The sequence below is a fragment of the Mesorhizobium sp. B2-6-1 genome, from assembly GCF_006440475.1.
Taxonomy (GTDB): domain Bacteria; phylum Pseudomonadota; class Alphaproteobacteria; order Rhizobiales; family Rhizobiaceae; genus Mesorhizobium.
Genome location: NZ_VFUH01000001.1, coordinates 497,137 through 521,328, shown reverse-complemented (window position 1 = coordinate 521,328; position 24,192 = coordinate 497,137). Strand labels below are relative to the sequence as shown.

The following is a 24,192-nucleotide window of genomic DNA, read 5'->3' as shown; positions in this document are numbered from 1 at the left end:
TCCCTTGGGAATCGCGCAAAAAACAAAGACATAGAGCGGTTCGCCGTCTCCGTGAAACGGTGAACTGCCCTAACGATTACTCGCCATCGATTGCGGTGGCGATACGGGCGATGGCCTGTTGATAGACACTCGCCGAGTTCCAGCCGGCAATTGCACCCATATTCGCCTGAGCGCTCGCGCCGGCCTGCCAGCCATGCGCCTTGAGGAAGTTGGCCGTGGAAGCCAGCGCGGTGCTCTTATCGCGCAGGTTTCCGCTGCCCACTCCATATTTCAGGACATTTCCGGGCAGGAACTGCGTATGGCCGATCTCGCCATGCATGGCCCCGACCGACGAGGCGGTCAACGTTCCGCGATCGACCAGCTTCAGGGCCGCAATGGCATGCGGCTGAAAATAGTCCGGACGGCGGCAGTCATAGGCAAGCGTCAAAATGGCGGACACCGTGTTCTGGTTGCCCATAGAGGCGCCGAAGCCCGTCTCCATGCCCCAGATGGCAAGCAGCACGCCCGGCGAGACGCCGTAGGTCCTTTCGATCTTGTCGAACAGCGCCGCATTCGATTTCTTCAGCGCCCGGCCCTTGGAAATGATCGCCGCCCCGCCGCGGCGCTTCATGAAGGCTTCCACCGAGCCGCTGAAAGCCTTGTGGATGGCGCGGTCCGCGGAAATGGTCCTGGTCGCGTAGGTCGCGCCGGCCAGGGCCGCCAGTCCTCTCGAACCCACGCCCTCGGCCCTGGCCTCCGCTGCGAAGTCCTGCTTCCAGGCATCGAAGCCGGCTCCGGTCTTGCCACAGCTGGCCGCCGCCTGTGCGCCCGTCGCCAGCGCAAGCATCGCCACCACAGTGGCCGCTGCAAACATCTTACCTTTGGCAAGAAATGCCATGTTGTTCTCTCCTGGTTGCCTGAATCACGTCCCGGCCGGAATTTGCCAGTGAAACGCGCACTTGTCACTGTCGCGCGCGCAAGCTGGCCAATGGAAGGGAATTTGCCTACGATCAAGCAAATATTGTGGCAAGAACCACCCATGGCCTGACGATCCTTGCGCCATGTTGCTCAATGACGTCACAGTCGGGAACGACGTCTGTCGGCCGGCGTTTTGCACGACGCGCCTTCCCCTGTTCCCTGGTCCGAGACCGAGATGAAACTCTTCGACTGTCCTCATTGCGGCCATCGTCTCTATTTCGAGAACGCCCGGTGCCTGAACTGCTCCAGTGCCGTGCTCTATGATCCGCAGCGCGCCTGCTTTGCCCTGTCCGGTGCCGACGGCGGCTCCCCATGCGCCAACGCCGACGAATGCGCCTGCAACTGGATGGCCGAGCCGGGACAGCCCTTCTGCCGCGCCTGCGCGCTCAACCAGCTGATCCCGGACCTCTCCGTCGACGGCAACCGCCGCCGCTGGATACGGGTCGAGGCCGCGAAGAAGCGCGCGGTCTATTCGCTGCTGGCTTTCGGACTGCCGGTGACGCCCAAGCAGAACCCCGCCGACGAGGCCGGCCTTGCCTTCGACTTCCTTGCCGATCCGATCGGCGGCGGCCCGGGCGGCGAGCGCATCCTGACCGGCCACGACAATGGCCTGATCACCCTCAACGTCGCCGAAGCCGACTCCGCCGAGCGCGAAAGGCGGCGCGTTGAGATGGGCGAGAACTATCGCACCTTGCTCGGCCATTTCCGCCACGAGCTCGGCCACTACTACTGGGACCGGCTGATCCGCGACAATCCGCAAAGGCTTGACGCCTTCCGCGCGCTGTTCGGCGACGAGCGCACCGGCTACGAGCAGGCATTGAAGAACCACTATGCCAATGGTGCCCCACCCGACTGGCAGCAACGCCACATCTCGTCCTACGCCACCTCCCATCCCTGGGAGGACTGGGCCGAAAGCTGGGCCCACCACCTGCATATCACCGACACGCTGGAAATGGTCCATGCGCTGAACTTCCCGCTCGGCCGGCTGGAGACGGTGGAAGCCAACGAATTGCCCCAAGGCGATACCGGGGGCATGCTACAACCAGCGCCGTCCGAACCGACACCCGCTCCCGAACCGTTCGAAAAGATCCTGTCGCGCTGGCTGGTGCTGTCGGAAGCCTCCAATTCCATCAATCGCTGCATGGGTCTGCCCGACCTCTACCCCTTCGTCATCTCGGATGTCGCGGCGCGCAAACTGGCCTTCGTTCACGACCTTCTGACCGGCCTGCCGCAAGAAACGGGAACAAATCGTGAGTTGGCTTCAACATTTTAGCTGGAACGCATGCGCCGCTCTCCCGTTTTCGCTGCCGAGGGACCATGAAACGGAGAGAAACCATGAAATCCGTATTGTTTCCCGCGGTCGCCGGAATGCTCACGCTCTTCTCGGGCGCCGCCATGGCCGACACCCCCGTCTCCGCAATCACCGATCTCAACGTCCGCGCTGGCCCGGGCCCGCAATATCCTGTCATCGGCGTGCTCGCCGCCGGCCAGTCGGCGACGCTCAATGGCTGTATCGAAAACAGCAAATGGTGCACCATCGCCGAAGCCGGTGGCCAGGGCTGGGTCTATTCGGACTATGTGACGGCTGATTTCGGCGGCAACCGGGTCGTGTTGACGCGACGCCCGCTCGGCTCCAGCGTCGCCGTCGTGTCGCCGCCCGAGGGCTATTCCACCGACTACACCGGCTCGATCATCGCCGGCGAGCCGGTCGAGGACGCCATCCCGCAGCCTCCCGCCGAAGTCAGGACCTATGTCGACACGCATCGCGTCGACCCTGTCTATCTTGAGGGCGAGGTGGTCACCGGGGCCGTTTTGCCCGAGAGTGTCGAACTGCGCGAGATCCCCGATTACGACTACCGCTACGTCTATGTGAACGGCCAGCCGGCGCTGATCGACCCGCAGACGCGGCGCATCGTCTATGTGGTCCGCTGAGGCGGATAGGACACGGGGTTAATCATCGGAGCATGCCTTTCGCCTGCCGGCAGGCAGGCGAGGGCGGCGCGAATGCGCCGAAGGCTGGCGGGGCGTATCGAATAGGAATGATTGCGCAGAACCGCCCGATCCCATAGATCATGCGACGCGAAGCACCAGCTTGCGAGAGAGCGTGATATCGGACCCTGCCGCCTTCGAGCACTATCGAAACACAGCCAACGAAAAGACGACCCTGCCGCGCCTGCTTCTCGGGACCGGGATCGTCGTCCTGTTCTGGGCCGCGTCGACGGGGGTCGTGCTGCTGGGCGGCACCTATGCCTTTTTCGCCTGGCGGACAGCGCAAGGCGCGGCTGCGCCCGCCGGCGGCATGCAGGGTTTCCTTGCGTCGCCAATCGGCATTCTCACCGCGCTCGCGTCTTTCGCCGGCATCTGGATCGGCTTGTGGATCGCCATGCGCTGGGTGCATGGCGAGAAGCTGTCGGCGCTCCTCGGCAACAGCCGTCGCATTTCGCGCTCGGGTTTCATCAAGGGACTGGTCGCGGTGTTGGTCACGTCGCTCGTGTCCGAGGTCCTGCTCTACCTGATGCAGCCCGAGATCGCGCGCGGCTCGATCGCCCTGTCGTCCTGGCTGCTGTTCCTGATCCCGATCCTGGCGCTCACTTTTCTGCAGACGTCATCGGAAGAGGTGCTGTTCCGAGGTTACCTGCTGCGCGGTCTTGCCTACCGGTTCAGGAGCCCGTTCGTCTGGGCGCTGCTGCCGGGCCTGCTGTTCACCTCGCTGCACTGGAGCGCGAACGCCTCGGCCGCCATCAACGCCTGCGTGCTGGTCTCGATCGCCGCTTTTGCACTGCTTCTGACGCTCGTCGTCTATGCCACCGGCAATCTCGGCGCGGCCCTCGGCGCCCATCTCGGCAACAATCTGACCGGCTTCCTGCTGATCTCGCATCAGGAGAGCTACAATTCCTTCGCCTTGTTTACCGCCAGACCACTCGAAGGGCCGGGCTGGGCGACGTCGGACGCGGTCCTCATCGCCATGATTGGCATCGCCTGCAGCCTGCTGACGGCCCTGCTGCTTTTGCATCCGCGCTCGCCGCTGAGCGTCTCGGCCGAACCTGCAGACGGAACGAAGGCGACCTGATTGCTGCGCGGGGAGACCGGCGGAACGGTCCTTGTCTTGACTCCGCGGCCGTTTTCCTGTCTACAGCCCCGAATTCCGCGACGAGTATCCCTCCGAGCAAGCCGACCAGGACGCCGAAGCCTCTTTGAGGCCAAGTGCTGTAAACAGATCCTGGAGGCCAACACCCGGCAGCGCTGTGCGCCCCCGGGTGCTTTTTGGTTTTGGCTTTTGCTTGCCACGAGACTTGGACACTTGGCGCGAACGCATTACCTCTCGGGCACCATCCGGTTGCCAGGGAAAAGGAAACAGAATGTTTGAATCACTTCAGGAGCGCCTTGGCTCCATCCTGAACGGCCTGACAGGCCGCGGCGCGCTGTCGGAGGCGGATGTCTCGGCGGCACTCCGCGAGGTGCGCCGTGCGCTGCTCGAGGCCGACGTGGCGCTGGAAGTGGTGCGCTCCTTCACCGACAAGGTGCGCGAGAAGGCGGTCGGCGCGGCGGTGCTGAAGTCGATCAAGCCCGGCCAGATGGTCGTCAAGATCGTGCATGACGAGCTGGTCGACATGCTCGGCGCCGAAGGCGTCGCCGTCGACCTCAACGCACCGGCGCCCGTCGTCGTCATGATGGTCGGCCTGCAGGGTTCCGGCAAGACGACGACCTCGGCCAAGATCGCCAAGCGGCTCACCGAGCGTCAGAACAAGAAGGTCCTGATGGCCTCGCTCGACACGCGGCGCCCCGCCGCGCAGGAGCAGTTGCGCCAGCTCGGCGAGCAGGTCAAGGTGGCGACGCTGCCTGTCGTGGCCGGCCAGAACCCGGTCGATATCGCCAAACGCGCCGTGCAAGCGGCCAGGCTCGGCGGTCACGACGTGGTCATCCTCGACACTGCCGGCCGCACCCATATCGACGAGCCGCTGATGGTCGAGATGGCCGACATCAAGAAGGTGTCGGGCCCGCACGAGATCCTGCTGGTCGCCGACTCCTTGACCGGCCAGGACGCCGTCAACCTCGCCAAGAGCTTCGACGAGCGCGTCGGCATCACCGGGCTGGTACTGACCCGCATGGACGGCGACGGCCGTGGCGGCGCCGCGCTCTCGATGCGCGCCGTCACCGGCAAGCCGATCAAGCTGATCGGCACCGGCGAGAAGATGGACGGGCTGGAGGAATTTCATCCCAAGCGCATCGCCGACCGCATTCTCGGCATGGGCGACATCGTTTCGCTTGTCGAAAAAGCCGCCGAGAACATCGATGCCGAGCAGGCGGCGGCGATGGCCAAAAAGATGCAGTCGGGCAAGTTCGACCTGAACGATCTCGCCCAGCAGCTTCAGCAGATGTCGAAAATGGGCGGGATGGGCGGCATCATGGGCATGATGCCCGGCATGGGCAAGATGAAGGACCAGATGGCCGCCGCCGGTCTCGACGACAAGATGTTCGGCCGCCAACTCGCCATCATCTCCTCGATGACCAAGGCCGAGCGCGCCAACCCCGACATTCTCAAGCACTCGCGCAAGAAGCGCATCGCCGCCGGCTCCGGCACCGACGCGGCCGAGATCAACAAGCTCTTGAAGATGCATCGCGGCATGGCCGACATGATGAAGGCGATGGGCGGCAAGGGCAAAGGCGGCGGCCTGATGCGCGGCATGATGGGCGGGCTCGCCTCCAAGATGGGCCTCGGCGGCATGATGCCCGGTGGCATGGGCGGCATGCCTGACCTCTCCAAGATGGATCCCAAGCAGCTCGAAGCCTTGCAGAAGCAGGCGCAGGCCGCCGGCATGAAGGGCCTGCCCAGCGGCCTTCCCGGCGGCGGTGGCCTGCCCGGCTTGCCCGGCGGCATGAAGCTTCCCGGGCTTCCCGGTCTCGGCGGCGGTGGCCTGCCTGGCCTCGGCAAGAAGAAGTGAGGACGCGATGAACGAGGAAAAGGACATGGCGGACGCCCGCACCATCCTGGCCGGCTACCGTGCTTCGATCGACAACATCGATGCCGCCCTCATCCACATGCTGGCCGAGCGCTTCCGCTGCACCAAGGCGGTCGGCCTGCTCAAGGCCGAGCATGGCTTGCCGCCGGCCGATCCGGCGCGCGAACAGCAGCAGATCGCCCGTCTTCGCCAGCTGGCGGATGATGCGCATCTCGATCCGGATTTCGCGGAGAAATTCCTCAATTTCGTCGTCCGCGAAGTGATCCGCCACCACGAACAGATCGCCGCTGCCAACGGCGTGACGAAAACCGGCTGAAGACAAAGGTTTAGCCGCAACCCCACCAACGAAATCAGAGCTTTTAGGAGATAAGAAATGGCACTGAAGATCAGACTGGCCCGCGCGGGCTCGAAGAAGCGTCCCTACTACCACGTCGTCGTCGCCGACGCGCGCTCGCCGCGCGACGGCCGTTTCATCGAGTCGCTCGGCTCGTGGAACCCGCTGCTGCCGAAGGACGGCGAGCGCGTCAAGGTTGACGCCGAGCGCGTCAAGCACTGGCTGTCGCACGGCGCCCAGCCGACCGACCGCGTGCTGCGCTTCCTCGATGAGGCCGGCCTCGCCAAGCGCGACGCCCGCTCCAATCCGAAAAAGGCCGAGCCCGGCAAGAAGGCACAGGAGCGCGCCGCGCTTCTGAAGAAGGCGCAGGACGACGCCGCTGCCGCCGTCGCGGCGGCTGCGGCCGCGCCGGCCGAGGCGGAGCCTGCCACGGCCGAGTAATCGATCACCGATCGTCTTTTTCGAAACGGCGGGCCCTTAGCCCGCCGTTTTCTATTTCGAATTCATTGTGCGGATGCTGCCGCTCAATAGCCGCTCGGGCAACGATCGACATAGACATGGCCGCGGCTGTCGCGATAACGGCAGCGGCCCGGTTCGCTGGCCCGCCCGATCAGCGCGCCGGCCACGGCACCGACCGCGCCGCCGACCACGGCGCCCTGGACGGGATCGCCCGCCACCGCCGCGCCGACCGCTGCTCCGCCCAGGCCGCCGACGGCCGCGCCTTTTTCCGTCTGCGAACAGGCGCCAAGCGCTGCCGTCAGCACCAGAATGGTCATGATTTTCTTCATTGTCGTTCCTCTCTCACGGGGATCGCCGTCCTCGCCGCCATGTTCCTAACTCCCAGGCGGCCGATTTGATCCCTAGACATTGAAGGCCGGTGCTTCGCCGCGCCTGCCAAGGCCATGCCGATCTCCGGCAAGTATTTGAAATCGTTGATGTTCTCACGCCGCAGCGCAATTCTCTCGCGGGGTTGTCCGTGCAGCGCGCCGGCGTGGCTATCGGCGCGCTTCGGTCGCGTATATGAAGAGCCGGCGGGCGTGGCCCGTCAGAGAAGAGCAGGCGAGATGGCCGGAGAGACAGATCTGAAGACATTGCTGGCGTCGATGACGCCGCAATTGATTGCCGGCATCCATGTCTTCGCCACGCTGCCGGCGGGTGTATCGGGTCCGGAAGGACTCGAAGCGGTCATGCTGTTTCGCGAACGCGAAGGCACGACATTGATCCTGCCCGAAGACGAGGCGCAGGCAGCCGGGCTGGAAGCCGTTTTCCGCTGCCGCATGATAACGCTGAACATCCATTCGTCGCTGGAAGCCGTCGGCTTCCTCGCCGCCATCACCGCACGCCTCGCCGCCGCCGGCATGGGCGTCAATCCCGTCTCCGCCTTCTATCACGACCATCTGTTCGTGCCGGCCGACCGGGCCGAGGAAGCACTGCATCTGCTGCGGGACGTGGCCAAGGACAGTGCCGGCTGAAATCAGCGCCGCACTCCGTCCAGCACCCGTCAATCGTCTCGGCGCAGCGCGCCGATCCACCTTCTCCCGCAAGGGAGAAGGAAGAAGCGCGCCCTCGCGGAGGGCCAGCCCCGGCAGCGGCGGTGCGGCCCGCGAGCGAAAGCCAAACAGCCGTCAGGCTGCCTTCTTCTTCGGCTGGATCAGGCCGCGCTCGACCAGCAGTTCGGCGATCTGCACTGCGTTGAGGGCGGCGCCCTTGCGCAGATTGTCGGAAACGATCCACATCGACAGGCCGTTGTCGATGGTCGAATCCTCGCGGATGCGCGAGATGAAGGTGGCGTCCTCGCCGGCCGATTCCAGCGGCGTGATGTAGCCGCCGTCCTCGCGCTTGTCCAAGACCTGGCAGCCCGGCGCCTCGCGCAGGATGTCGCGCGCCGCGTCGGCGGTGATCGGGTTCTCGAACTCGATGTTGACCGCTTCCGAATGGCCGATGAACACCGGCACGCGCACGCAGGTCGCCGTCAGCTTGATCTTGGGATCGAGCATCTTCTTGGTCTCGGCGACCATCTTCCACTCTTCCTTGGTGAAGCCGTCATCGAGGAAAACGTCGATATGCGGGATCACGTTGAAGGCGATGCGCTTGGTGAACTTCTTGACGTCGACCTGGTCGGCGACGAACACGGCGCGTGTCTGCGTGAACAGCTCGTCCATGCCTTCCTTGCCGGCGCCCGACACCGACTGGTAGGTGGCCACGACGATGCGCTTGATGGTGGCCGCGTCATGCAGCGGCTTCAGCGCCACGACGAGCTGCGCTGTCGAGCAGTTCGGGTTGGCGATGATGTTCTTGCGGGTGAACAGCGAGATCGCATCCGGGTTCACTTCCGGGACGATCAGCGGCACGTCGGCGTCGTAGCGGAAGGCCGAGGAATTGTCGATGACGACGCAGCCCTGCTTGCCGATCTTGGGTGACCATTCCTTCGAGACATTGCCGCCGGCCGACATGATGCAGATGTCGGTGTCGGAAAAGTCGTAGGTGTCGAGTGCGCGGACCTTCAGCGTGCGGTCGCCGAACGACACTTCCGTGCCCTGGCTGCGGCGCGAGGCAAGCGCCACCACTTCGCTGACCGGAAAACCGCGCTCTTCCAGTATGTTAAGCATTTCGCGGCCCACATTGCCCGTGGCGCCAACTACCGCAACCTTGAAACTCATAAAGATCTCCTATCCCTCTCCGCTTGGTTGTTGGAGAAAACCCGCCGGCCAGGTGCGGGTTCCGTCCCCCGGGCCGAACCCGGGAGAGGGTGGTCAGGCCAAGGGAATCACACCGTTTTGGTGGTGGTTTTGGCCGTTACTTTGCTGGAACGGGGGGACGCGCCGAAACGCCCGGCGCAATGATGCTCATTGCGGCTGGGGGCATCGAATGCAAGAAGAGCCATCAAAAGGCCGCGCATCGAAAAACGATCCCGTTCGAAGCGGGCTTTTACGCGGTTTGCGGCAGGAGTCAATCAGTGGTGTTTCTTCCTTCCCTCCTTGCGGGAGAAGGGAAGGCGGTGCCGCCTGCCCTGTACAAGAGCGGCGCCAGCAAGTACGAACGGGCGAGATCGTCTGGCTGGCGCTGCGCCAGTCCTGTATGTGCTCCATGATGAGCGCAAGCCCTGAATTCCGAAAGAGCGAGATGTCCAACTTCGAAGCACTTGTTCCTGCGCTGGCAAAGGCGCTGGAAAAACGCGGCTATGCCGAACTGACGCCGGTGCAGAAGGCGGTCCTGGAACTTGGCCAGGCCGACGCGCTGGTGTCGGCGCAGACCGGTTCCGGCAAGACGGTGGCCTTCGGTCTTGCCATGGCGCCGACGCTCCTGGGCGGCGCCGACCGCTTTGCCCATGCCGCAGCCCCGCTGGCGCTGGCGGTGGCGCCGACGCGCGAGCTGGCGCTGCAGGTGACGCGCGAACTGGAATGGCTCTACGAGCTGACCGGCGCCACGGTCGCCTCCTGCGTCGGCGGCATGGACATGCGTACCGAACGGCGCGCGCTGGAACGCGGCGCCCATATCGTCGTCGGCACCCCCGGTCGGCTGCGCGACCACATCACGCGGAACTCGCTCGACATGTCGGCGCTGAAGGCGGTGGTGCTGGACGAAGCCGACGAGATGCTCGATCTCGGTTTTCGCGAGGACCTGGAATTCATCCTCGACGCCGCCCCCGCCGAGCGCCGCACGCTGATGTTTTCGGCCACCGTGCCGCGCTCCATCGCAACCCTCGCCCAGGGCTATCAACGTGACGCCGTGCGCATCTCGGCCGCCGGCGAGGAGAAGCAGCATCTCGACATCGAATACCGGGCGCTCAGCGTCGCCCAGGCCGATCGCGAGAACGCCATCATCAATGTGCTGCGTTTCTACGAGGCGAAAAACGCGCTGGTGTTCTGCAACACCCGTGCCGCCGTCAACCATCTCACCGCACGCTTCAACAACCGCAATTTTTCCGTGGTCGCGCTCTCGGGCGAGCTCAGCCAGAACGAACGCAGCCACGCGCTGCAGGCGATGCGCGATGGCCGCGCCAAGGTCTGCATCGCCACCGACGTCGCGGCGCGCGGCATCGACCTGCCCAATCTGGAGCTGGTCATCCACGCCGACCTGCCGACCAACCCGGAAACGCTGCTGCACCGAAGCGGCCGCACCGGACGCGCGGGTCGCAAGGGCGTCAGCGCGCTGATCGTGCCCAACAGCGCACGCAGGCGCACTGAACGCCTGCTGGCGAGCGCAAAGCTGACCGCGACATGGGCAAGTCCGCCATCCGCCGACGACGTGATCCGCCGCGACGACGAGCGCATCCTTGCCGATCCCACCTTCGATGAACCGGTGAAGGACGACGAACGCGGCTTCATCGACGCGCTTCTCGCCAAGCACGGCGCCGAGCAGGTGACGGCCGCCTTCGTCCGGCTGTGCCGCTCCAGCCGCTCGGCGCCAGAGGATCTGATGGACGTCGCGCCGTTCACGCCGTCGCGTGAAAGACCGGCGGGCGAAAACTTCGCGCGCCGCGACGAGGCGCCCAGCCGCCGCGACGATTTCGGCGCCAGCGTCTGGTTTTCGCTCTCGGTCGGGCGCCGGCAGAATGCCGAGCCGCGCTGGCTGATTCCGATGCTGTGCCGGACCGGCAGCATCACCAAGCGCGAGATCGGCGCCATCAAGATGCAGCCGGAAGAGACCTTCGTGCAGATCGCCGCCGACTGGGCCGACCGTTTCCTCGCCGCCGTCGGTCCCGACCGCAAATTGCAGGGTAACATCGTGGTGAAACGGCTGGACGGCACGCCGGACCTGTCGCGCGCCGGCTACCAGCCGCCAAGTCCGGACAAGAAACCGCATCGCGGCAAGGCGCCGTTCGACCCGAACGCGCCGAAGCGCAAATTCGAGAAGCGCGCGCCGGCTGGCGACCAGCGCCCCGCCGCATCGGACGCGAAGCCCTGGGCGAAAAAGCCGGGCAAGCCGAAATTCGACAACGCCGGACCGCCGAAACCCAAGAAGGCGAAGAAGCGGCCGAGCTGAGATCTCCCGGCCATGTCGTCACGATGGCTGCCGCGCCAGCCGTCGCATTTTCATGCTGCCCCTTGCGATCCGCCGGAACTTTGAACAGTCTGGTCGGGCGTTCGGGGGATCGGGGCATGCGCGGCGAAGTTCTTCACTATGACGAGACCCAGGGCTTCGGCTTCATCACCGGGGCGGATGGTGAGCGCTATACTTTCGCGCGTGAGGATCTGCGCCGCGAAATCGCAATTGCCCGAGGCACGGCCGTTGAATTCCAGCCCGGCGGCGGCCAGGCGCGCGACATCTTCCCGGCCGGCGCCCAATCCGCGCCTCCAACCGGCGTGGCCGCCGGCGCCCATGCGCGAACCGGTGCGTCCGTCTCTTCCGCTGCTCAAATCGCACAGCCGCGGCATTTTGGCCGCGCCGCCAGCACCGGGCCGGCCGAGCCCGGCCTGTGGGGTTATTTCTGGCGCGGCATCACCGAGAATTATTTCAACTTCACCGGCCGCGCCCGCCGCAAGGAATACTGGGCCTATTGCCTGTTCTGGTTCGTCGCGCTGCTGGCAGTGACCGGCATCGGCATTTTCGCCGATGCCGCGATGGGCAATCTCGACGACGCTGAAATGCCGGCGGTGACGATTGGCCTGTTCGGCCTTTTCCTACTTGCGACCTTTCTGCCTGGCCTCGGCATGACCGTGCGTCGTCTGCACGATATCGGCCTGACCGGCTGGCTTTTCCTGGTGATCCTGATCCCCACCATCGGCAGCCTGATCATCCTGGTCTTCGCGCTCATCCCGACCCAGGCCCGGGAGAACCAGTGGGGACCGGTGCCGGCGGGCGCCAGAACGTAGCCCTGCGTGCGTATTGCAATTACGTGCAACTTTAAGTAGCGTCTCGCGACGCAATGTGAAATGGGGCAGAGCATGCGCGGGACGGTGTTCCACTATGACGAAGGCCAGGACTACGGTTACATCAACGGAACCGACGGCAAACGCTACATCTTTTCCCGTATCGATTTCAGCCTGGAACTGCCCCTCGGCAAGGGTACCCTTGTCGAGTTCCAGCCGGGCGACGGCACGGCGCACAACATTGTCGCCACGGCCTCGGCCGCATCGTCGTCAACCACCAGTCAGCCACGGCAGACCAGCCGTTCTGCCCGAAGCCGGCCCGCCTACTCCACGGGGCTGTGGGCTTATTTCTGGCGCGCGGTGATCGCGGATTATGGCAATTTCACCGGACGCTCCCGCCGCAAGGAATTCTGGGCCTTCTGGCTATTCTACACCCTCGGGGTGCTCGCGCTTTTCGGCTTCGGGATACTTGTTGAACTGGCGATCAACGGCTTCGAAACCAACGCGGACAGGACGCCGATGGGGTTCATAGGATTCATACCCCTACTGGTGTTCTTTTCGGGATTGATCCTGCCTTGCATTGCGCTCCTCGTACGGCGTGCGCATGACGCCGGCCTGAGCGGCTGGTTTGCCCTGCTTTGCTTCATCCCGCTCATTGGCGGCATCGCCGTGCTAGTCTTCGGGCTTATGCCGCCTCAGCTGGGCGAAAATCCTTGGGGACCGGTGCCGGCGGGCGTCAGGGTCTGACCGCCCCCAGCGCCTCGCCCGAAAGCCTGAGAAAGATCTTCTGGCCGTGGCGTTCGGCGCCAAGCCGGTCGTAGAAGCGCAGCGCGCCTTCGTTCCAGTCCTCGGTGGTCAGGTCGATGCGGCCGATGCCGTGGCGCCGGCAATGGTCGGCGAGAAAGCCGACCAGCGCCCGGCCGACGCCGGCGTTGCGAGCCTTGTCGCGCACGAACAGATCCTTGAGGAACAGCAGCCGCTCGAGGTCGATGCCGGGATGCGCGATCGCCACAGATGCCAGGCCGCTGATCTCGGCCCCGACGAAAGCCAGCGCGAAATGCGGATAGGCCGGGCTTTCCTCATCCAGCCATTTGCGTGCCGCCGACAAGGCGCGCTCGTGGTCGAGCGGCGGCTGCCGGTAGTACACCGCCATTTCGCACAGCATCGTGGCGAGCGCCGTCGCGTCGCCGGTCGTCGCCCAGCGGACGGCGATCATCATGGGCTCAGCCCAGGAACTTGGCGATGATCGCGTCGCTCATCTCGACGGTGCCGACCTCGGTCATGCCGGCGGAGAGGATGTCCTTGGTGCGCAGCCCGTCGTCGAGCACGGCGGCGATTGCCGCTTCGAGCTTGTCGGCTTCATCGACCATGGCGAAGGAATAGCGCAGGCACATGGCGAAGGAAGCGATCATGGCGATCGGGTTGGCGATGCCCTTGCCGGCGATATCGGGCGCCGAACCGTGCACCGGCTCGTAAAGCGCCTTGCGCTTCTTGGTCTTGGCATCAGGCGCGCCGAGCGAGGCGGAAGGCAGCATGCCGATCGAGCCGGTCAGCATGGCGGCGATATCGGACAGCATGTCGCCGAACAGGTTATCGGTGACGATGACGTCGAACTGCTTGGGCCAGCGCACCAGTTGCATGCCGCCGGCATCGGCCAGCATGTGGTCGAGCTTGACGTCGGAATATCGGGCCTTGTGGGTCTGGGTGACGACCTCGTTCCACAACACGCCGGACTTCATGACGTTGCGCTTTTCCATCGAGGTGACATGGTTCTTGCGCGTGCGCGCCAATTCGAAGGCGACGCCCGAAATGCGCTCGATCTCGAATGTGTCGTAGACCTGGGTGTCGATGCCGCGCTTCTGGCCGTTGCCGAGATCGATGATCTGCTTGGGCTCGCCGAAATAGACGCCGCCGGTCAGTTCGCGCACGATCAATATGTCGAGGCCTTCGACCACCTCTTGCTTCAGCGAGGAGGACGCCGCCAGCGCCGGATAGCAGATCGCGGGCCTGAGATTGGCAAACAGCTCCATGTCCTTGCGCAGGCGCAGCAGGCCGGCCTCGGGGCGAACCTCGTAAGGCACGGCATCCCATTTCGGACCGCCGACGGCCCCGAACAGCACGGCGTCGGCGGCAACAGCCTTTTCCATGTCGGCATCGGAAATCGCGGCACCATGTGCATCGTAGGCGCAGCCGCCGACCAGCCCCTCGTCGGTGGCGAAGCCGCTGCCGAGCTTCTCGTTCATGGCCGCTATCAGCTTCTTGACCTCGGCCATGGCCTCGGGGCCGATGCCGTCGCCGGGAAGCAGGAAGAGATGTTTCGAAGCCATGGAGAGCCGTCCCAGAAAGAATGCGTTTCGATTTGCACAGCATCCTTCGCGCGCCAATGAGGCGCGCGGCGCTGTGCGACCGCGGCCTTGCTAACCGCCAAGCGGTTGCGACGCAAGGAAGAACAATTGGCGAAGGCGGCTAAGTGCGTAATCTCCCCCCCTTGAGGGGGAGATGGCCGCCAGGCCAGAGGGGGGCGCTGTCCCGCCAGCATGTCCAGGTCAGCAGTCGCCTCGGCGCTTTGCAGATGTTTCACCGATGCGAGAGAATGTTGACCAGCCGGTTGAAAGGGTCGCGCACATAGAAGCGCCGCACGCCCCAGGGCTCGTCGGCCGGCCCGTATTCGATGGCGAAGCCGGCTGCCTTCATGGCGTCGAGTGCGGCATCAACGTCGTCGACCTCGATCGACAGGTCCGGCACCGGCGTGCCCGACCCGCCTTGCGCCATGAAGCTGACCTGTACCTGCATCCTTTCCTCGGACCCGTAGGTGACGATCCAGCCTTGATCCATGAGCACATCGAGGCCGAGCACGTCATGGTAGAAGCGCCTCGCCGATGCCGCGTCCTTTGTTTCGATATTGGCTACGATACGCCGCACTGCCATGGCATTGGCCTCCTCAGTCTGTGCGCCGAAGCGCCGTCACCTCGATTTCGATCTTCATCTCCGGTCTGTTGAGCTGGCACACGATCATCGTTGCCGCCGGCCTGATCTCGCCGAACGCTTCGCCGAGAATGGGGAACACCACGTCGACGAAGGCCTGGTCGGTGATATAGTAATGCGCGCGCACCACATCTTCCATGTCGAAGCCGCCGTCCCGCAAGGCACTGGCGATGGTTGCCAGGCAATTGCGCGTCTGCGCCTCGACCGTTTCCGGCATCGTCATCGAGGCATAGTCATAGCCGGTCGTTCCGGACACGAAACACCAGTCGCCCTGCACCACGGCGCGCGAATAGCCGGCGGTCTTCTCGAAGGGCGAACCGGTGGAGATCAGCTTTCGCATGGCATCCTCGCAAGGGGTGTTCGCAACCACTTTGCGGGCAAAGGCCTCGCACGGCCATAGGCCAGACGGAGCTGGCCGTTGTCCCGAGGGCCTTGGCCGTCCGCTGGGGCGCGTCAGCTCGCCAGCCGGCTGACCATCTCGTGCTGGGCGTAGGCACGGCCGAAGCGGTTGGCGAGGAAGGCGTCGAGCGCGATGTCCTCCTGCTTGACGAAGCCGGTCGCCGGCAAGGTGCCGTCGGCCAGTATGTCGAGCACGGCGCAGATTCCCGATGCCGTGGTGATCTGGATGGCGCTGCGCACCGTCTGGCCGACCCGCTTCGAATAGATCTTGTTGGCGTAGGTCTCCTGCAGCAGGCGGCCGTTCTTGCGCCCCGAGACGGTGACGAAGACGATGACCACGTCCTGCAGCGTCGCTGGCAGCGCGCTTTCGAAAATGTCCTTCAGCACCTCGCGGCGGTGGCGCAGGCCGAGGTCGTTGAGCAGCGCCTTCATGATGGCGGCGTGGCCGGGATAGCGGATGGTGCGATAGTTGAGCGTGCGCACCTTGCCCTTCAGCGTCTCGGCCAGCGTGCCGAGCCCGCCGGAGGTGTTGAAGGCCTCGTAGGTCACCCCGTCGAGCGAGAATTCCTCACGCTCCTCCAGCGGCGGCACCTCGACCAGCTCGCCCTCGACGATCGCCTCGCAGGGCTCGCAATATTCGTTGATGACGCCGTCGGTGCTCCAGGTCAGATTGTAGTTCAGCGCGTTCGAAGGATATTGCGGCAGCGCGCCGACCCGCATGCGCACGCTCTCCAGCGTATCGAAACGGCTGGCGAGGTCGTTGGCGACGATCGAGATGAAGCCCGGCGCCAGCCCGCATTGCGGAATGAAGGCGCTGTTGGCCGAACGCGCCAGTTCCTTCACGCGCCGGGTCGAGACGACGTCCTCGGTGAGGTCGAGATAATGCACGTCGGCGCTTGCGGCGGCTTCGGCGATGCGCGTGGTCAGATGGAAGGGAGCGGCGCTGAGCACCGCGAATTTTCCGGCGAGCGCAGCTTCCAGCGTGCCCGCGGCCGCGATGTCGAGTTCCAGCGTCTCGACCCCGTCAGGCAATTCGGCCGCGGCAAGCTGCGCGGCCGAGCGGTCAACGAGAGTGACGTGATAGTCCCCGGTTGAAAACAGCATCTCGGCAATGGTCGAGCCGATCTTGCCGGCGCCAACGACAACAATTTTCTTCATGACCCGGTTCCCTCGCCCGACAGTTGATTTGTCCCGCTACAATCGCGGCTTGCCGGACGAAAGGAAGCGTGGAATTGTACGAAATGAAGTACCCTTTTTGTCGATATGCCGACCAGGTTCGTTGAAATGCTCAGTGATGCCGACCAGGCCCTGCTTGCCCTGTTGCGCGAGAACGCCCGCGCCTCGACCGCCGCTCTGGCGCGCCGGCTCGGCGTGTCGCGCACCACGGTGCAGAGCCGCATCGAACGGCTGGAGCAGCGCGGCATCATCGCCGGCTACGGCGTCAAGCTTGCGCCCGATTATGAACAGGGACTGGTGCGGGCGCATGTGCTGCTCACCGTGACGCCCAAGCTCGCCGACAAGGTGGTGCGCAGCCTGCGCGCCCTGGCGCCGGTCAGGACGCTGCATTCGGTGAGCGGCAATTTCGACATGATCGTCATCGCCGACGCGCCGTCGATCAAGGACCTGGACACGCTGCTCGACCAGATCGGCGCCCTCGAAGGCGTCGAACGGACATCGTCGTCGATCATCCTGTCGACGCGGATCGATCGGTGATCACCGGTGAAAAACCGGGCCGCAGGCGGCCCGGTCGTGCCGCCTTTACTTGGCAGGCTGGATGTTCGAGACCAGCGATTTGCCGGATTTCGTCGAATAGGTGACGATCACCTTCTTGCCGGGCTTCAGCGTCTCGACCTCTATGCCCTCCGGCAGGTTCAGCGTCTTGCCGTCGGCCAGCGTGATGGCGTCGCCCTTTGCATCGACATTGACGATGGTGCTGGTAACCGTCCTTGCAAGGGCTGCCGTCGAGGATGCGGCCGCCAGCACTGTCGCGGCGGCGATGACGAATTTCCTCATGGTCTTTTCTCCTAACGCTTGTTGTGGTGCCGAAGTGGTTCGGCATCGAGGGGTCGGAACGATTACAGTTGCCGCCCCGCTTCCCCCGGATCGAGAGAAGATCGGTCGATCCTAGCGAGGCGAGTTGTCGGGCAGCTGGCCGGCGCCTTACGGATCCGTAAGACCGGGATGACGGACAGAGGATCCAGGTCTATCGCCGGCTAACCCGACGCCAGCGGGAAACTCACCATCACGGCGAGACCCGGCCGGCAGTCCTCAAGCGTGATCGATGCGCCGTGCAGGTCGGCGATGGCCCTAACGAGGCTGAGGCCGAGGCCGCTGCCTGGCGTCGAGCGGCTGTGGTCCAGCCGGTAGAGCCGCTGGAACACTTTTTCACGCTCGTACGCCGGGATGCCAGGACCGTTGTCGGCGACTCTGGCCAGGATATGCTCGTCCCGGCGTTCGGCCGACAATTTGATCGCGGTGCCGGGCGGGCAATGGCGCAGCGCATTCTCGACCAGGTTGGCGAACATCTGCATCAGCAGCTCGCGATCGCCATGGATCTGGTCCGTCGTCCCGTCCAGCCGCTGCGACGACAGCGACTTGCAGTCGTCCTCTGCCACCTCGGTGTAGATCTCGGCGATGGTTTGCAGAATCTCGCCGAGATCGACATCGGTAAAGCGCGCCTTGCGCGCGCCAGCCTCGATCTGTGCAATTCTAAGCAGCGCGTCAAAGGTCTCGTTGATCTGGTGACCCTCCGCGCGCGCGTCGGCCAGGTCGCCGGAGACATCCTGATCCTGCGCCGCCTTGTCGGCCGCGCCCTCCAGAATCATCTGCAGCCGATTGAGCGGCGTCTTCAGATCGTGCGCAATGTCGGCGCTGACCTGCTTCATGCCTTCGACCAGCGCCGACAGACGATCAAGAGCCGCATTGACCTGATTGGACACGACGTCGATGTCGTCGCCATTGCCGGTCAGTGGAATGCGGGTATCCAGCCGGCCATGCGAGACATCCACCATAGTGGCGGCAATGCCGTCGAGCCGGCGCTGAACGCGCGAGGCGAGCAAGGCGCCGCCGGCCACCGCCAGCCCGGCGATGATCAGCGTCGCCCAGCCGAAGCTCATCAGTATAATAGTTTCCAGTTCCTCCGTCTCGGACAGGCTGAAGGCGATCGTCAGATCGTTGCCGCCAATCGAGCCGGAATAGGCACGGTATTGGGCACCGGCCGGCACACCGGGCATTTTTGCGTCGAGCATCGAGAAGCCGTCGGGAACTCCAGCCGCGGTGAAGTTGCCGGCCAGACGGTTGCCGGCCGCGTCGGTCAGCGAAAAGAGCTGTTCCTTCTTGGAGCTGAGCTGCGAATGACTCTCGACCGTGGCGATCAGGTCCTCGAGGTCGCTCTCGGTATACGTTGCGGCGACGACCGAGTAGGTTTCCCTGATGGTTTCGTCGAGCCGTCCCGCAAGATCGGCGCTCATCATCCGGTAGACGATGGCGCCGGACAGCACGAAAGCCAGCATGAACAGGAAGGCGAACGTCAAGGCGAGCCGGAACGGCGTGCTGCGCGGCAGCCGGGACCATGTCGCGGTCATGGTGAAAGCGGTGCGTGCAGGCTGTAGCCGGTATTGCGGACCGTATGGATGAGCTGGGTTTCGAAAGGCCTGTCGATCTTGGCCCGCAAGCGGCTGATATGGGTCTCGACGACGCTGGTCCTGGGATCGAAATGGAAATCCCAGACGCGCTCCAGGAGCATGGTGCGGGTGATCACCCGGCCCTCGCCGCGCATCAGCACTTCCAACAGGCTGAACTCACGCGGTTGCAGGTCGATCGGCTGGCCCTGCCTGGCAACGCGGCGCATGATCAGGTCCATTTCGAGGTCGGCTACCCGCAGAACGGTCTTCTGCTCCAGTGCGGCCGGCCTGCGGCCGAGCGCATTGATGCGGGCAAGCAATTCGGAAAAGGCGAAAGGCTTGACCAGATAGTCGTCGCCGCCAGCCTCGAGGCCCTCGACACGGTCGTCGATGCCGCCGACGGACGTGAGAAAGATCGCCGGCGTGCGCACGCCCGCCGCACGGACCGCCTTAACCATCGACAGGCCGTCGAGGCCTGGGATCATCCGGTCGGCCACGATCACGTCATAGCCGCCGCTGGTCGCGGCGAAGAGCGCGTCGTGCCCGTTGCGCAATAGGTCGCAGACATGGCCGGCCTCGGTCAGGCCCCTGACGATGTAGTCAGCCGTCCTGTGGTCATCCTCGACAAGAAGAAGTCGCATCGCTGTTCCGGTTGATTGCCGATGTTGGGAACAGGCTAGCACCGGCGTGGGTCCGTTCCTAGGATGGCACGTGGCCGGTAAGCTCGGCTGCGCTTGTCCGGCGTCAGTCCGATTCCAGCAAGATCTCGTCGGCATCGTCTGCGGTCTTCTTCAGCGTCATGTAGAGAACCAGGGCAATGATGCAGCCGAGGAAGATCAGGCTGGTGAAGGTGGTGCCGAAACCGAGGCCGCCATATTCGACTGGCTGCGACAGCAGATCGCCGAAGGAGGCGCCAAGTGGCCGCGTCAGGATATAGGCGAGCCAGAAGGCGAGAATGCCGTCCAGATGAAGCAGGTAATAGGCACCCGCGATGACCGCGATTACGCCGCCGAACAGCAGGCCGGTCGTCAGGTAGCCCATGTCGAAGCTCTCGGCGACGAGATCGCCGGCGGCGGTGCCGAGCGAGAAGGTGAACAGGATCGCCAGCCAGTAGAAGATCTCGCGCCGGGTGGTGAAGATGGTGTGGATCGACAGCGTCCGCTCGCTTGCATACCAAACAGCGAATGTGGCGGCGAGCATGACGGTGAAGGCGATCGTGGTCGTTTCGAGACGCACGCCGAAATTGTCGACCAGATTGTCTGATATCAGCGTGCCGACGACGCTGATCAGCACCACCGCCAGCCAGTAAGCCCAGGGCACGTAGCGTTTCTGGGCGAACTGGAGGGCAAGGGCAACGACTAGGACGCCGGTCATGATCAACGACGTGGCGGTCAGCCCAAGGCCAAGGTTGACGGCGAGATAGTCAGCCGCCGTCTCGCCCATGGTCACCGCCATCAGCTTGATCAGCCAGAAATCGGCGGTGACGTCCGGGACCCTGTTGTGGGTCGATCCGGCGGGCTTTTGCGCGTTGGAAGTGAGCATGGCGGATGTCCTGCGGTTTGTGATTCGCGGACTTACTTGCCTATGACCTTCATGGCCTGGGCGAAGAAGTCGTCGGCGCGCTTATCATCGTCGGCATTGCAGCGTTCGATGCCCTGGCTCTCCAGTTCCGAGACCTTCGCCTTGTCGGAGGCGCCGAGCTTAACCGTAGCCTCCGCCGCGCGAAGAGCCTTCAGTGTGTCCTCGCAAGGTGCGGTGGCGGCGAAAACGGGCGAGATCGAAGCCGAGACAGCGAGGCTGCCCACCGCAATGGCAAGTGCAAATCTTCTCATGAAACCAGTCCCTGTCCGATGCCGGTGGTCCGGCGGCCATAGTTGATGTCGGCCCATGGCGGACCGGCATCGCAATGATATGGAAGCGACTTCACTCCAGCCTGTCCGCCGGCATACAAATTCGTAAGGTTGGACCTGGTTGGCGCAAAAAGGCTTTACGAACGTCGTGCGCTGCTTTGATAGAAAGCGATTGCCTTGTATCCGCCATCAATGGCGTGCCCGAGTGCACGCGGGCCTCGCCAGCGCCCCAGGAAAACACGAATGACCTACGCTTCCCTCAAGCCGGTCTCAGAGGCCTTCGTCCAGCGCAAACGGCTGATTTTCGTGCGAGTGGCGGCGGTGCTCGCGGTCCTGCTTCTGTTCCTCACCAAGCCTGGGCTCAACGAGGGCTCGCAAGGCCACGAGACGCTCGAATTCCTCGGCTTCTGTCTGGTGCTCGCCTGCGTCGCCGGCCGGCTCTGGAGCATCCTCTATGTCGGCGGCAAGAAAAACGAGGAACTGGTCTCGATCGGACCGTTCTCGATAAGTCAGAACCCACTCTATTTCTTCTCGACGGTGGGCGCTGTCGGTATCGGACTGCTCTACGGCTCGGTTCTGGCGGCCGTGGCGCTGGGCGCTGCCAGCTTCCTCATCTTCCGCGTCACGGCGCGCAAGGAAGCCGAATACCTCCTGGGCAAATTCGGCCCGGCCTATCTCGCCTACACCAAGGCCACGCCGCGCTTCTGGCCGAACCCGCTGCTTTACCGCGACAATGACGAGTTGCAATTCTCGACGCGCGCGCTGAAGCGCACCTTCTATGACGGGCTCTATTTCCTGGCCATTTTCCCGGCCATCGAGCTGATCGAATATCTCCGGGAGAGCGGGCTGCTGTTCCCGCCCTTCGTGACGCTCTACTGATCGTCGGATCGGTTGCAAAAACCGACCCGCCCTCGACAACAGGCGCTATCAGCCTCCCAGCGGATAGGGCATGTAGCCGACGAAGCCCGCGATCTTCCAGCTGCCGCCGACTTTCCTGCAGAAATACAGCGTCTGCCATTTCAGCCGATCGACGCCGCCATCCGCCTTGGCGACGGTGCCGTCGAATTTCTTGTGCAGCACGGCGCGGTCGCCGTCGACATCAATGTCGCGCAGATTGGTGACGCGGAACAGCGCCTCGCGCAGCGGCTCGGCGAATTTGGTCGCCGCCGTTTCCTTGGCCTGGCGCAGCCACTCGTCGCGATAGATCTCCAGCCGCGGGAACTGCAGCCGCCAGGCGTCGGCGTTGGCAAGAAAATGCGCATGCATGCCGAAGAAGCTTTCGGCGATGAAATCGTCCTCGACCATGGACCAGTCCTGACCGATGAAGGCATCGATGTCGCGCCGCACCAGCATCTCCCAGAGGGCGTGGCGGTCGGCATCACCTGATGGAAACGGGTTCTTGTCGAAGGTCATTCTCGGTTCTCCGCTCTGGAAATGCGCCCGTCCGTTTCAGGCCCGGCCGGCGAGCGCGCACGATGCAAGCGCTTCTGTAATAAAGCAACATGGATTTCCAGGAATGTTGCTTTCCAACAAGACCTCTATCGGGATCGCCTCGATCGGGGTAAATCTCGGCCGAAGCGGGCGCTCCCATCGTGTCCCGTCATAGCATCAGAGGAGGTCCGCTCTTGCCCAAGCAATGTTTTGGAACGTCGCATGTCCCGCTGTCACCCGCGGTGCGGGCCGGCGACTTCGTCTATATCTCGGGCCAGGTGCCGGTCGGCGGCGACGGCATCGTGGTCAGGGGCGGCATATCCGAACAGACGGAGCAGGTGCTTTCCAACGTCAAAGCGGCGCTCGCGCTGGCCGGCTGCACCATGGACGATGTGGTCAAGACCACCGTCTGGCTGGAGGACGCGCGCGACTTCGGCGCCTTCAACGCCGTCTATGCCAGGCATTTCCCGAAGAACCCGCCGGCCCGCACCACGGTCGAATCGCGGCTGATGATCGACATCAAGATCGAAGTGGAAGCCGTCGCCTACCGGCCGCTCTGACGGCCGTCGGCGAGGATGGAACGAAGCGGAGAGGCGCGCCCGATGCAATTTGATCTTCTGTTCAAGGGCGGGCGGCTGATCGATCCGGCGGCCGGGCTCGACGCGCCGCGCGATCTTGCCATCGCCAATGGCCGCATCGCCGCCGTCGACGCCGACATTCCCGCCGACCGGGCGGCCAGCGTTATCGATGCCAAGGGCTGCATCGTGGCGCCCGGCCTCGTCGACCTGCACAGCCACGTCTATTGGGGCGGCACCTCGCTCGGCGTCGATGCCGACCGGCTGGCGGCCAAGAGCGGCACCACCACCTTCATTGATGCCGGCAGTGCCGGCGCCGGCAATTTCCTCGGCTTCCGCCGCCATGTCATGGAGCGCTCGAAGGTGCGCATCCTGGCCTATGTCAACATCTCCTTCGCCGGCATTTTCGGCTTCTCGCAGACCGTCTCGGTCGGCGAGTGCAGCGATCTCAGGCTCTGCGAACCGCGTGAGGTGGTGGCGGCGGTGCGCGAGCACGCGGACGTCGTCGTCGGCGTCAAGGTCCGCTCCGGCAAGCATGCCGGCGGCACCAGCGGCATCGCGCCGGTCGATCTGGCGCTGGAGGCGGCCGACAAATCCGGTCTGCCGCTGATGGCGCACATAGACGAACCGCCGCCCGGGCGCTCGGAAGTGCTGCCGCGCCTGCGCAGGGGCGACATTCTCACCCACTGCTTCCGACCGTTTCCGAACGCGCCGGTCTTCGCCTCCGGCGCCGTGCGGCCCGACATGCGGCTGGCGCGCGAGCGTGGCGTCATCTTCGATCTCGGCCACGGCATGGGCTCGTTCGACTTCGAGGTCGCTCGCGCCATGCTGGCCGAAGGGCTGGCGCCCGACGTCATCTCGAGCGACGTGCATCTCTACTGCGTCGACGGTCCGGCCTTCGACATACTGGTGTGCATGTCGAAGCTGCTGGCGCTCGGCATGCCGCTGGTCGAGGTGTTGCGCGCCGCCACCCAAGCGCCGGCGCAGGCGATCGCGCGGCCTGATCTGGGCACGCTCAAGGTCGGAACCGCCGGCGACGTCGCGCTGCTGCGGCAGCACTCCGGCCGCTTCACCTTTGTCGACGCGGTCGGCGCCTCGCTGGTCGCCGACCAGCGGCTGGTCTGCGAAGGCATCGCCATCGGCGGCGCCTGGTGGCCGAACGAGACGATGAACGATGTCGGCGACACCGAGCGTTTCGAGGCGCATGTGGGGCATACGCATGTCGAGGTCGCGGCCAGGCATTTTGGGCACCGGCATGATTGAT

Annotated in this window: 28 protein-coding genes; 14 read left to right on the top strand and 14 right to left on the bottom strand. The window is 64.4% G+C overall.

Annotation, left to right across the window (positions count from 1 at the left end; all coding sequences use genetic code 11):
• Nucleotides 1-76: 76 nt before the first annotated feature.
• Nucleotides 77-877 carry a lytic transglycosylase domain-containing protein gene (locus FJ443_RS02685; protein WP_140628275.1) on the bottom strand — a complete coding sequence of 267 codons (801 nt, stop codon included), beginning with the start codon at nt 875-877 and terminating at the stop codon, nt 77-79.
• A 255-nt stretch (nt 878-1,132) separates the two neighbouring features.
• On the opposite strand from FJ443_RS02685, the gene FJ443_RS02680 reads away from it, so the two are divergent.
• The 6 genes from FJ443_RS02680 (at nt 1,133) to rpsP (ending at nt 6,693) form a co-directional block, all read left to right on the top strand.
• Nucleotides 1,133-2,230, top strand: a complete 1,098-nt coding sequence (locus FJ443_RS02680; RefSeq protein ID WP_140524572.1) for a putative zinc-binding metallopeptidase — start codon at nt 1,133-1,135, stop codon at nt 2,228-2,230.
• Between the two features lie 62 nt (nt 2,231-2,292).
• Nucleotides 2,293-2,889, top strand: a complete 597-nt coding sequence (locus FJ443_RS02675; RefSeq protein WP_140559212.1) for a DUF1236 domain-containing protein — start codon at nt 2,293-2,295, stop codon at nt 2,887-2,889.
• A gap of 172 nt (nt 2,890-3,061) precedes the next feature.
• Nucleotides 3,062-4,027 (top strand): type II CAAX endopeptidase family protein, encoded by a 966-nt coding sequence (locus FJ443_RS02670; protein WP_140524570.1) that lies wholly within the window; start codon nt 3,062-3,064, stop codon nt 4,025-4,027.
• A gap of 289 nt (nt 4,028-4,316) precedes the next feature.
• The gene (ffh, locus tag FJ443_RS02665) at nt 4,317-5,900 is read left to right on the top strand and encodes a signal recognition particle protein (RefSeq protein WP_140492163.1); all 1,584 of its coding nucleotides are present in this window, start codon (nt 4,317-4,319) and stop codon (nt 5,898-5,900) included.
• Between the two features lie 7 nt (nt 5,901-5,907).
• Nucleotides 5,908-6,234 carry a chorismate mutase gene (locus tag FJ443_RS02660; RefSeq protein WP_140492160.1) on the top strand — a complete coding sequence of 109 codons (327 nt, stop codon included), beginning with the start codon at nt 5,908-5,910 and terminating at the stop codon, nt 6,232-6,234.
• A 57-nt stretch (nt 6,235-6,291) separates the two neighbouring features.
• Nucleotides 6,292-6,693 carry a 30S ribosomal protein S16 gene (gene rpsP / locus FJ443_RS02655; protein WP_140492156.1) on the top strand — a complete coding sequence of 134 codons (402 nt, stop codon included), beginning with the start codon at nt 6,292-6,294 and terminating at the stop codon, nt 6,691-6,693.
• Nucleotides 6,694-6,776: 83 nt separating this feature from the next.
• On the opposite strand, the gene FJ443_RS02650 is transcribed toward rpsP, so the two are convergent.
• Nucleotides 6,777-7,040, bottom strand: coding sequence for a glycine zipper domain-containing protein (locus FJ443_RS02650; RefSeq protein ID WP_140492153.1), 264 nt, complete (start codon nt 7,038-7,040; stop codon nt 6,777-6,779).
• A gap of 276 nt (nt 7,041-7,316) precedes the next feature.
• On the opposite strand from FJ443_RS02650, the gene FJ443_RS02645 reads away from it, so the two are divergent.
• Complete coding sequence (locus FJ443_RS02645) at nt 7,317-7,724, top strand: ACT domain-containing protein (RefSeq protein WP_140662669.1); 408 nt, start codon at nt 7,317-7,319, stop codon at nt 7,722-7,724.
• A 153-nt stretch (nt 7,725-7,877) separates the two neighbouring features.
• Here the strand turns inward: FJ443_RS02645 and FJ443_RS02640 are convergent, their stop codons facing one another.
• Nucleotides 7,878-8,912 carry an aspartate-semialdehyde dehydrogenase gene (locus FJ443_RS02640; protein WP_140662667.1) on the bottom strand — a complete coding sequence of 345 codons (1,035 nt, stop codon included), beginning with the start codon at nt 8,910-8,912 and terminating at the stop codon, nt 7,878-7,880.
• A 463-nt stretch (nt 8,913-9,375) separates the two neighbouring features.
• Between FJ443_RS02640 and FJ443_RS02630 the strand changes: the two genes are divergently transcribed.
• The 3 genes from FJ443_RS02630 to FJ443_RS02620 all read left to right on the top strand — a co-directional run bounded on the left by FJ443_RS02630 (nt 9,376) and on the right by FJ443_RS02620 (nt 12,812).
• A complete protein-coding gene (locus tag FJ443_RS02630; RefSeq protein WP_140662665.1) occupies nt 9,376-11,238 on the top strand; it encodes a DEAD/DEAH box helicase in 1,863 nt (620 codons plus the stop codon).
• A 116-nt stretch (nt 11,239-11,354) separates the two neighbouring features.
• Nucleotides 11,355-12,068, top strand: a complete 714-nt coding sequence (locus tag FJ443_RS02625) for a DUF805 domain-containing protein (protein WP_140492138.1) — start codon at nt 11,355-11,357, stop codon at nt 12,066-12,068.
• A gap of 72 nt (nt 12,069-12,140) precedes the next feature.
• Complete coding sequence (locus FJ443_RS02620) at nt 12,141-12,812, top strand: DUF805 domain-containing protein (protein ID WP_140662663.1); 672 nt, start codon at nt 12,141-12,143, stop codon at nt 12,810-12,812.
• Here FJ443_RS02620 and FJ443_RS02615 read toward each other — a convergent pair.
• The 5 genes from FJ443_RS02615 to FJ443_RS02595 all read right to left on the bottom strand — a co-directional run bounded on the left by FJ443_RS02615 (nt 12,802) and on the right by FJ443_RS02595 (nt 16,607).
• On the bottom strand, nt 12,802-13,284 hold the full coding sequence (locus FJ443_RS02615) for a GNAT family N-acetyltransferase (protein WP_140662661.1): 483 nt from the start codon (nt 13,282-13,284) through the stop codon (nt 12,802-12,804). The genes FJ443_RS02620 and FJ443_RS02615 overlap by 11 nt on opposite strands.
• A 4-nt stretch (nt 13,285-13,288) precedes the next feature.
• Nucleotides 13,289-14,392, bottom strand: coding sequence for a 3-isopropylmalate dehydrogenase (leuB, locus tag FJ443_RS02610; protein WP_140514043.1), 1,104 nt, complete (start codon nt 14,390-14,392; stop codon nt 13,289-13,291).
• Nucleotides 14,393-14,642: 250 nt separating this feature from the next.
• Complete coding sequence (locus tag FJ443_RS02605) at nt 14,643-14,993, bottom strand: VOC family protein (protein ID WP_140559208.1); 351 nt, start codon at nt 14,991-14,993, stop codon at nt 14,643-14,645.
• A gap of 13 nt (nt 14,994-15,006) precedes the next feature.
• Nucleotides 15,007-15,390 (bottom strand): RidA family protein, encoded by a 384-nt coding sequence (locus FJ443_RS02600; RefSeq protein ID WP_140524557.1) that lies wholly within the window; start codon nt 15,388-15,390, stop codon nt 15,007-15,009.
• Nucleotides 15,391-15,503: 113 nt separating this feature from the next.
• Nucleotides 15,504-16,607 carry a saccharopine dehydrogenase family protein gene (locus FJ443_RS02595; protein ID WP_140662659.1) on the bottom strand — a complete coding sequence of 368 codons (1,104 nt, stop codon included), beginning with the start codon at nt 16,605-16,607 and terminating at the stop codon, nt 15,504-15,506.
• Between the two features lie 126 nt (nt 16,608-16,733).
• On the opposite strand from FJ443_RS02595, the gene FJ443_RS02590 reads away from it, so the two are divergent.
• A complete protein-coding gene (locus tag FJ443_RS02590; RefSeq protein ID WP_140492118.1) occupies nt 16,734-17,162 on the top strand; it encodes an Lrp/AsnC family transcriptional regulator in 429 nt (142 codons plus the stop codon).
• A 45-nt stretch (nt 17,163-17,207) separates the two neighbouring features.
• Here the strand turns inward: FJ443_RS02590 and FJ443_RS02585 are convergent, their stop codons facing one another.
• The 5 genes from FJ443_RS02585 to FJ443_RS02565 all read right to left on the bottom strand — a co-directional run bounded on the left by FJ443_RS02585 (nt 17,208) and on the right by FJ443_RS02565 (nt 20,904).
• Nucleotides 17,208-17,462, bottom strand: coding sequence for a DUF1344 domain-containing protein (locus FJ443_RS02585; RefSeq protein ID WP_140492115.1), 255 nt, complete (start codon nt 17,460-17,462; stop codon nt 17,208-17,210).
• Between the two features lie 200 nt (nt 17,463-17,662).
• On the bottom strand, nt 17,663-19,033 hold the full coding sequence (locus FJ443_RS02580) for a HAMP domain-containing sensor histidine kinase (protein ID WP_140662657.1): 1,371 nt from the start codon (nt 19,031-19,033) through the stop codon (nt 17,663-17,665).
• Nucleotides 19,030-19,713, bottom strand: coding sequence for a winged helix-turn-helix domain-containing protein (locus FJ443_RS02575; RefSeq protein ID WP_140492109.1), 684 nt, complete (start codon nt 19,711-19,713; stop codon nt 19,030-19,032). The genes FJ443_RS02580 and FJ443_RS02575 overlap by 4 nt, the downstream gene beginning before the upstream one ends.
• A gap of 103 nt (nt 19,714-19,816) precedes the next feature.
• Nucleotides 19,817-20,614, bottom strand: coding sequence for a hypothetical protein (locus FJ443_RS02570; RefSeq protein ID WP_140492106.1), 798 nt, complete (start codon nt 20,612-20,614; stop codon nt 19,817-19,819).
• A gap of 32 nt (nt 20,615-20,646) precedes the next feature.
• Complete coding sequence (locus tag FJ443_RS02565; protein ID WP_140514048.1) at nt 20,647-20,904, bottom strand: hypothetical protein; 258 nt, start codon at nt 20,902-20,904, stop codon at nt 20,647-20,649.
• 261 nt (nt 20,905-21,165) lie between these two features.
• Here FJ443_RS02565 and FJ443_RS02560 point away from each other — a divergent pair, with 261 nt between their 5' ends.
• Nucleotides 21,166-21,801 (top strand): isoprenylcysteine carboxylmethyltransferase family protein, encoded by a 636-nt coding sequence (locus tag FJ443_RS02560; RefSeq protein WP_140625358.1) that lies wholly within the window; start codon nt 21,166-21,168, stop codon nt 21,799-21,801.
• A gap of 48 nt (nt 21,802-21,849) precedes the next feature.
• Here FJ443_RS02560 and FJ443_RS02555 read toward each other — a convergent pair whose 3' ends face one another.
• Nucleotides 21,850-22,335: a hypothetical protein gene (locus FJ443_RS02555; RefSeq protein WP_140662655.1), complete on the bottom strand. Its 486-nt coding sequence runs from the start codon at nt 22,333-22,335 to the stop codon at nt 21,850-21,852.
• 212 nt (nt 22,336-22,547) lie between these two features.
• On the opposite strand from FJ443_RS02555, the gene FJ443_RS02550 reads away from it, so the two are divergent.
• Together FJ443_RS02550 and FJ443_RS02545 are read left to right on the top strand one after the other, a co-directional pair.
• Nucleotides 22,548-22,913 (top strand): RidA family protein, encoded by a 366-nt coding sequence (locus tag FJ443_RS02550; RefSeq protein ID WP_140524551.1) that lies wholly within the window; start codon nt 22,548-22,550, stop codon nt 22,911-22,913.
• Between the two features lie 42 nt (nt 22,914-22,955).
• The gene (locus FJ443_RS02545) at nt 22,956-24,191 is read left to right on the top strand and encodes an amidohydrolase/deacetylase family metallohydrolase (RefSeq protein ID WP_140563897.1); all 1,236 of its coding nucleotides are present in this window, start codon (nt 22,956-22,958) and stop codon (nt 24,189-24,191) included.
• Nucleotide 24,192 lies beyond the last annotated feature (1 nt).

Bases quoted from the DNA above. Each gene is read 5' to 3' on its own strand.
- FJ443_RS02575 (WP_140492109.1), bottom strand. From the start codon at position 19,713: ATGCGACTTCTTCTTGTCGAGGATGACCACAGGACGGCTGACTACATC.
- FJ443_RS02675 (WP_140559212.1), top strand. From the start codon at position 2,293: ATGAAATCCGTATTGTTTCCCGCGGTCGCCGGAATGCTCACGCTCTTC.
- FJ443_RS02640 (WP_140662667.1), bottom strand. From the start codon at position 8,912: ATGAGTTTCAAGGTTGCGGTAGTTGGCGCCACGGGCAATGTGGGCCGC.
- FJ443_RS02560 (WP_140625358.1), top strand. From the start codon at position 21,166: ATGACCTACGCTTCCCTCAAGCCGGTCTCAGAGGCCTTCGTCCAGCGC.
- FJ443_RS02650 (WP_140492153.1), bottom strand. From the start codon at position 7,040: ATGAAGAAAATCATGACCATTCTGGTGCTGACGGCAGCGCTTGGCGCC.
- FJ443_RS02585 (WP_140492115.1), bottom strand. From the start codon at position 17,462: ATGAGGAAATTCGTCATCGCCGCCGCGACAGTGCTGGCGGCCGCATCC.
- FJ443_RS02555 (WP_140662655.1), bottom strand. From the start codon at position 22,335: ATGACCTTCGACAAGAACCCGTTTCCATCAGGTGATGCCGACCGCCAC.
- FJ443_RS02615 (WP_140662661.1), bottom strand. From the start codon at position 13,284: ATGATGATCGCCGTCCGCTGGGCGACGACCGGCGACGCGACGGCGCTC.
- rpsP (WP_140492156.1), top strand. From the start codon at position 6,292: ATGGCACTGAAGATCAGACTGGCCCGCGCGGGCTCGAAGAAGCGTCCC.
- FJ443_RS02630 (WP_140662665.1), top strand. From the start codon at position 9,376: ATGTCCAACTTCGAAGCACTTGTTCCTGCGCTGGCAAAGGCGCTGGAA.
- FJ443_RS02620 (WP_140662663.1), top strand. From the start codon at position 12,141: ATGCGCGGGACGGTGTTCCACTATGACGAAGGCCAGGACTACGGTTAC.
- FJ443_RS02565 (WP_140514048.1), bottom strand. From the start codon at position 20,904: ATGAGAAGATTTGCACTTGCCATTGCGGTGGGCAGCCTCGCTGTCTCG.
- FJ443_RS02570 (WP_140492106.1), bottom strand. From the start codon at position 20,614: ATGCTCACTTCCAACGCGCAAAAGCCCGCCGGATCGACCCACAACAGG.
- ffh (WP_140492163.1), top strand. From the start codon at position 4,317: ATGTTTGAATCACTTCAGGAGCGCCTTGGCTCCATCCTGAACGGCCTG.
- leuB (WP_140514043.1), bottom strand. From the start codon at position 14,392: ATGGCTTCGAAACATCTCTTCCTGCTTCCCGGCGACGGCATCGGCCCC.
- FJ443_RS02625 (WP_140492138.1), top strand. From the start codon at position 11,355: ATGCGCGGCGAAGTTCTTCACTATGACGAGACCCAGGGCTTCGGCTTC.
- FJ443_RS02580 (WP_140662657.1), bottom strand. From the start codon at position 19,033: ATGACCGCGACATGGTCCCGGCTGCCGCGCAGCACGCCGTTCCGGCTC.
- FJ443_RS02595 (WP_140662659.1), bottom strand. From the start codon at position 16,607: ATGAAGAAAATTGTTGTCGTTGGCGCCGGCAAGATCGGCTCGACCATT.
- FJ443_RS02660 (WP_140492160.1), top strand. From the start codon at position 5,908: ATGAACGAGGAAAAGGACATGGCGGACGCCCGCACCATCCTGGCCGGC.
- FJ443_RS02590 (WP_140492118.1), top strand. From the start codon at position 16,734: ATGCTCAGTGATGCCGACCAGGCCCTGCTTGCCCTGTTGCGCGAGAAC.
- FJ443_RS02605 (WP_140559208.1), bottom strand. From the start codon at position 14,993: ATGGCAGTGCGGCGTATCGTAGCCAATATCGAAACAAAGGACGCGGCA.
- FJ443_RS02600 (WP_140524557.1), bottom strand. From the start codon at position 15,390: ATGCGAAAGCTGATCTCCACCGGTTCGCCCTTCGAGAAGACCGCCGGC.
- FJ443_RS02545 (WP_140563897.1), top strand. From the start codon at position 22,956: ATGCAATTTGATCTTCTGTTCAAGGGCGGGCGGCTGATCGATCCGGCG.
- FJ443_RS02645 (WP_140662669.1), top strand. From the start codon at position 7,317: ATGGCCGGAGAGACAGATCTGAAGACATTGCTGGCGTCGATGACGCCG.
- FJ443_RS02685 (WP_140628275.1), bottom strand. From the start codon at position 877: ATGGCATTTCTTGCCAAAGGTAAGATGTTTGCAGCGGCCACTGTGGTG.
- FJ443_RS02680 (WP_140524572.1), top strand. From the start codon at position 1,133: ATGAAACTCTTCGACTGTCCTCATTGCGGCCATCGTCTCTATTTCGAG.